The sequence below is a fragment of the Okeania sp. SIO2F4 genome (assembly GCF_010672385.1).
Lineage (GTDB): Bacteria > Cyanobacteriota > Cyanobacteriia > Cyanobacteriales > Microcoleaceae > Trichodesmium.
The window spans coordinates 1-5,787 of the sequence record NZ_JAAHGT010000634.1 but is presented as its reverse complement, the minus strand read 5'-3'; the positions used below and the strand labels follow the sequence as shown (position 1 = coordinate 5,787).

At 36.3% G+C, this 5,787-nt stretch carries 5 protein-coding genes; 3 read left to right on the top strand and 2 right to left on the bottom strand.

The features are described 5' to 3' along the window. The coding region (locus F6K22_RS29265; RefSeq protein ID WP_293106208.1) for an RNA-guided endonuclease InsQ/TnpB family protein at nt 1-821 on the bottom strand (821 nt) is incomplete at its 3' end. Nucleotides 822-905: 84 nt separating this feature from the next. Between F6K22_RS29265 and tnpA the strand changes: the two genes are divergently transcribed. Both tnpA and hpsP read left to right on the top strand, forming a co-directional pair. After that, nucleotides 906-1,238: an IS200/IS605 family transposase gene (tnpA, locus tag F6K22_RS29260; RefSeq protein WP_293106205.1), complete on the top strand. Its 333-nt coding sequence runs from the start codon at nt 906-908 to the stop codon at nt 1,236-1,238. Between the two features lie 1,380 nt (nt 1,239-2,618). After that, complete coding sequence (gene hpsP / locus F6K22_RS29255; protein WP_293106202.1) at nt 2,619-3,803, top strand: hormogonium polysaccharide biosynthesis glycosyltransferase HpsP; 1,185 nt, start codon at nt 2,619-2,621, stop codon at nt 3,801-3,803. A 102-nt stretch (nt 3,804-3,905) separates the two neighbouring features. Here the strand turns inward: hpsP and F6K22_RS29250 are convergent, their stop codons facing one another. After that, nucleotides 3,906-4,409, bottom strand: coding sequence for a tellurite resistance TerB family protein (locus F6K22_RS29250; protein WP_293106198.1), 504 nt, complete (start codon nt 4,407-4,409; stop codon nt 3,906-3,908). 724 nt (nt 4,410-5,133) lie between these two features. Here F6K22_RS29250 and F6K22_RS29245 point away from each other — a divergent pair. Continuing rightward, the gene (locus F6K22_RS29245) at nt 5,134-5,310 is read left to right on the top strand and encodes a hypothetical protein (protein WP_293106195.1); all 177 of its coding nucleotides are present in this window, start codon (nt 5,134-5,136) and stop codon (nt 5,308-5,310) included. The last annotated feature ends 477 nt before the right edge of the window (nt 5,311-5,787 follow it).

Below are 5,787 nucleotides of genomic sequence, written 5' to 3'. Positions count from 1 at the left end.
CGTCTTACGGCTGATTGTTTGGCCTTAAGCTTAGAGATTTTTCTATTCGCTTTTTTCCATCTACTTGATGCTTTTTGCTTACCTTTAATTGGTCGTTGCTTTCTTTTGAGTTGACGTGAAGCTTGCTGAATTTTTGGGGCCAACTCCCTGTCAAATCTAGGATTACTGATTTCGTCAAAACCATAGCCATCATAACAAGTCAAAGCTGTTTGAGTACCAAGGTCAAAAGCCACCATTGACTCATAATCTAAGGGAGATTTACTGCCAAACAACGGTAATGGTTCCGAGGTCTTGATACTAAATGAAACATACCACTCATCTTTATGAGGACGATAAACAATCGTACAAGTAGTAGGTTTTCCCCAATACTTAAATTTACCCCGCATTCTGATTCTCATTCCTAAGTCATTTAGAGTTACCCAGCCACAGTTAACTGCATACTTATGGCTACACTCAATCTGCACTTTAAAACCTTGACGACCATCTGGGTAAGTCCAACCGGAGTAATTCCTAATTGATTTAAACTTTGGGCGTTTCCTGATTCCTCTAAAAAAAGCATTATAAGCATTATCAACACGCTTAACTGTTGCCTGTAGCGCAGTCAGATTGAGTTGCTGGTAATCTGGCCACTGCTTCCTAAAACCAGGCAATGCGTTTTGTTGAGTAAAGTAATCTACACTTCTTCGCGTTTTTCTCCACTCAAAACGTCTATGAGCGATACAAGCGTTATACAAAAGTTGGTGTAGCTTTCGGGCTAAAAATAGTTTCTCTTTCTGTACCTTTGTCGGATACAGTCGAAAAGTCAATCTTCTATTAGCCATACAAGCTGTCACCTCTTTTTATCTTTGAGTCGCTAAAATTATATTAACATATCAGCATCAAAAGTTAACTCTTAAGTAGAAATTATGGAGAAACAATTTAATAAAGGCGCTCATGTAGTTTATGATATTCACTTGCATATATGCTTCGTGACTAAATATAGAAAAAAAGTACTGACTACAAACATGATTAAAGATATGAGGGAAATCATAGAAAAAGTTTTAACTGCTAAACGCTGTTCCTTAGAAGAGTTTGAAGGTGAGCCAGACCATGTACACATATTGATTCAGCTACATCCAGACAATAATATTTCCCAGTTAATATCATCTCTAAAGTCTGCTACCAGCAGAATTATTAGACGAAAATATGCTCAAGAAATCAACCAATTTTACTGGGGAAAAGCGCTGGTTATGGCATGACTCAAAATGTATAGTTTCCTGTGGTGGCGCACCCTTGGAAATAGTCAATAGATAAATCAAAAATCAGTCGGGAGGTAGACAAACATCTTGATCGAAGCGGATCAACATTTATTTATGTAAGGGGGTGCTGGTTTCCCCACCCTGTGGAGGAGTGGGGAAACCAGCACCCCCGATGCCTTCCCCCTTATGGTTGTTATGCGGCAGAAAATTCAAGAGGTGACCAAGGTCCAAGGTGTGGCCTGCTCGATTAGCAGCGATCGCTCCCTCTTAAGTAGATATAGCAGTCGAAGCAAAGGAGGCGGACAGATAAAAAGCTGAAAACTCAGACAACGCTAGATTTTTCCTTCTTCCTCTCTTGGTGCGCATTTCCTCTCTTGGTCGATTGGATATGGCGTACTTCGGAGCGGCTCTGCACTCTTCGGGAGACCCGCTCTTGACAGAGCCGCTGCCTCTTACAGAGGAGATGCTGCCGCTGACGCAGGGTTGCACCGTTTCTTTCTTCTTTCTTCTGCTATATCTTCAGAGATATAATACCATTTTGATAAATGTTTGCTACAAATGACTAGAGGATTTTTGTTTGAGTCAGGAGTCAGGAGTCAGGAGTCGCATGGGAATGCCTTGAATACCATGTTTTAGCTCGGAAATTATCTTTTTTGTCAAAGGTAAATCTTCTGAAAAATATTTTTATCCCCCTTACTATTCGTAATATTCTTTTTTCAAATTTGTATAATACCAAATTCAAAAAGCAAGGCTACTCACCTTACCTCCTAACTACTGACTACTCTCCTAAGTAGCTCAAGTTTATGAAATTGGTATAAATATTTGTTTTTTGGGCCTGTATTACCTTTGGCAGTTCCCGACCTAAAATTCTCAAAGGGATGATTTCTAGGCAGCAGACTTTCGATTTGTCTGTTGCGACTGTGCGACTGAATCACTTATCATGCAACGATAAAAATGTCAAGTTATAACTTCCAAAAATTAAGGACAAGGATCCTCATCAACTGCTGAAGCCTGATTTCTATCTAAAATAGATCGGGTTTATGGATTTCAGTGATTTATTCATAAACAGCCATTGGCAAAGTCGGAATTTTTGAAAAAAATTTCTTCGCTCCCTAAGAACTTTAATGGTACAATTAAAGTTGCGATCCTAAAGCATCGTAATATCTTAAAGCTAAACTATTAGCTAATAGGTTGAATAATTGAGCATTAAGTTAACAAACTAATAAGATTATTAGAAATATATATTTCGTAGGAAAAGCTTCCCCAGCTATCATCCATCCATAACTTGGGAAAATTACCTCTAGTTAGGAATATTTGATAGTGAGGTTCAAAACCTTCAATATAACTTTGAGGTTTAGTTGAGGAGAATAGGACAAAATTATGCGAATATTACAAATAGTACCATCTATTTCTCTTGTTTATGGCGGTCCGAGTCAAATGGTTATAGGACTTTCTACTGCTCTTGCTGCTCAAAATATAGATGTTACTATTCTCACTACAGATTCTAATGGGGATGCTGGTCAGCCACCTTTGGATGTTCCTCTTGATAGACCTGTTAGACAAAATGGTTATCAAATTCGTTATTTTCGTTGCTCTCCATTCCGTCGTTATAAGTTTTCTCTACAGTTATTACAATGGTTAAATCAACACGCTGCTGATTTTGATTTGGCTCATATTCATGCTCTTTTTTCACCAGTAACTACTATAGCTGCGACTGTTGCTAGAGCTAATAATTTACCCTATATTTTAAGACCTTTAGGAACTTTAGATCCTGCTGATTTACGCAAGAAAAAACAACTCAAAAAAGTTTATGTTTCTTTGTTAGAAAAGCGGAACATTGCTCGTGCTGCTGGGCTTCATTTTACCACTACACAAGAGGCGAAAATTTCTGAAAGATTTGGTTTATCTACAAAAGATTTAGTAATTCCTTTAGGTGTTAATCCTCCAGAGAATATTCAGAATGAAAATTTGGCTAATTATCTCCAATCTCAAGGGATAGAGGTTAAACATCCTATGATTTTGTTTATGTCTCGCATTGAACCAAAAAAAGGGCTAGATTTATTATTACCTGCTTTAGAACAGTTATTGGCACAAGATATTTATTTTCAATTTATCTTAGCAGGTGCTAACCCTCAAGATCCTGGTTATGAAGAAAAAATTCGGTCAAAAATACAGAATTCACCTCTTGCTAAATTTACAAAAATAACGGGGTTTGTAACAGGGGAAATAAAGACAAGTTTATTACAAATTGCTGACTTATTTGTACTACCTTCTTATTATGAGAATTTTGGCATTGCAGTAGCAGAGGCAATGGTAGCAGGTACCCCAGTAGTTATTTCCGATCAGGTTCATATTTGTCAAGATGTGGCAACTGCACAAGCAGGTTGGGTTGGTGGTTGTAAAATAGAAGATATGGTTACTTTAATTAAGTCAGCTTTGCAGAATGAAGCAGAAAGGAAACGCCGGGGTTTGAATGCTAAAGAGTTAGCTAAAAATAGTTATAGTTGGCAGGCGATCGCCACACAAACTATTCAAGCTTACGAAAAAATTATTGCCTCTAAATAGGTTAATCAAATGATTAAAATTCAGAGTAAATACCGTTCGAGTACCTTTAAGTTATCTAGTATATCTATATGTTGATAATTTTCTGATAAAACTACATTTTATCTACTTTTCAGGATTTTGATTAATTCTATACTTTTTAGATTTCTTTTTAGTAACTTGATGGATTTCTGATTTGGTTTGAAAAATTGCTGAAGCTGTTTCTGTAGAGATTTCCAAGACCTGATACAAACGAGTTAAAAACGTTTGTTCTTTACCAGATAAAACCCCATCTACTAAAATTATGTCAGTAGCTAGCATAAAAGCTGTTTCTTTATACTCCGGATGTAGTGAATCATTCGCTGTAGCTACTAAATTATTAATTCCTTTTTCGCTGAGTGTATTTAACAACCTATTGAGCATATTTGTAATCTGTTTTTCTGAATAGCCTTTAAACATTTCCATTTGAGACAAAAGCACTATAACTCGTTCTGTTTCTTGTTCTAAAAGATAACCATCTGAAGCAATAGCAGATACTGCAATAGCAGCTATTGCTTCAGTTTGCGAGAATGCAACTCGATGTGCATTGTAAGCTTCAAATACCTTATTTAATAAACTCATTTTAGGCATTGTCTCCTAATTTATTATTTGTTGATTTTTGTACTATTTTATCTTGAATAACAGCTTTATACAGCTTATCGTTTCTATCACAGGATTATTTTTTTGTCAACACTACCTTTTGTCCATAGTAGATTTATAGAAAATTTATAAAATTAATATTAAGAATATGGAATTTGTACTGAAATTGTGAATAAAAAACTAAATAGGGTTGGCTGATTAAATATCAAAGCATTGACGGATAAAGGTTTTAGCAATTTTAGGTCTGGAAAAAGTACCAGCTTTTCGGTTGATAGAGCCGAAAAAGTGAGCATTTTGGGGTAACTATGGCAGAAAAATTAAGGGACTATTCTTCTGAACTAACTACTCTATAACTTCGATTTCTCCTGAGGACTGAGGACTCCCCCTTACTAAAAGACTTCCATAAGCAAACCCTAAATATTTTATGGAGGGTTAAGCAAAATACTTGTAGTAAAGGTATTTCTATGGTCATATTACTCCCTCTAGAATTACCAGGCGAAAAAGTATTTAAGACGTTTCGCTGTTGACCATTGGTATAGATTTATCAAGCAAAGATTAGATTGGACATTACCTACACTCAGTACACCCCATCAATGTGAAAGATGGAGTGATTTAATGCCATTACGTTCCTTGGCAACTATGGGTATCTAGAGATATAGTTGAAGAACACCACCTTCGTAGGCATTTGCCTCAGAAAAATTTAAGCCCTGGAAGGGTGGCACAATCAATGTTCGGACTTTTAGTCGAGATTGGAACCCCTGCTAAAACTCCCAAACCCAGTGGATTTTCCACTGGTGGGAAAACAGGTAAACTCAGAAGTAAAAGAACCCGTTATCCTGTCGTGAAAAAACGAAAAAGTCCCATAAAAAAAGCCAAAAATCTGAAAATTTAGACTCAATTTTTGGTTAATTTACTTTCTTTTTTCACCCAAAACAATCTTGGGAAATTTTGTCCTAGTCTAAACTCCAGAATATAGCTGAGAAACACTAATAAAATTTTGAATAAGAAATTGTTTGTCAAGTAATACTAAATCTGATTACTATAGACCACATATCTTAGTTGACAAAAGCTTGATATATTATAGATTGTAGTTAAATTATTTGTGGTAAGCCCTAAACTGGATTTGGTATAAATATTAAAGCTTGAATACAGCTTGGAGTTGCATGACTAACTAATAGCAAAGGTAGGGGTTCTTTAATCTTACGGATAAAGAATATTACAACTGGAATGATGTTAAAGGCGAAACGGTCGAGAACAAAGATCTGACGCAAGCGGGTCGAAACTGGGCTGTGACCATCAAATATGATTTTTGATTTGTAGGATGTTACTCATCACCCAAGGGCACCATCAGTGCCCTTTTTTCGTAAGT

Coding starts and splice junctions, on each gene's coding strand:
- hpsP (WP_293106202.1), top strand. CDS start 2,619: ATGCGAATATTACAAATAGTACCATCTATTTCTCTTGTTTATGGCGGT.
- tnpA (WP_293106205.1), top strand. CDS start 906: ATGGAGAAACAATTTAATAAAGGCGCTCATGTAGTTTATGATATTCAC.
- F6K22_RS29250 (WP_293106198.1), bottom strand. CDS start 4,409: ATGCCTAAAATGAGTTTATTAAATAAGGTATTTGAAGCTTACAATGCA.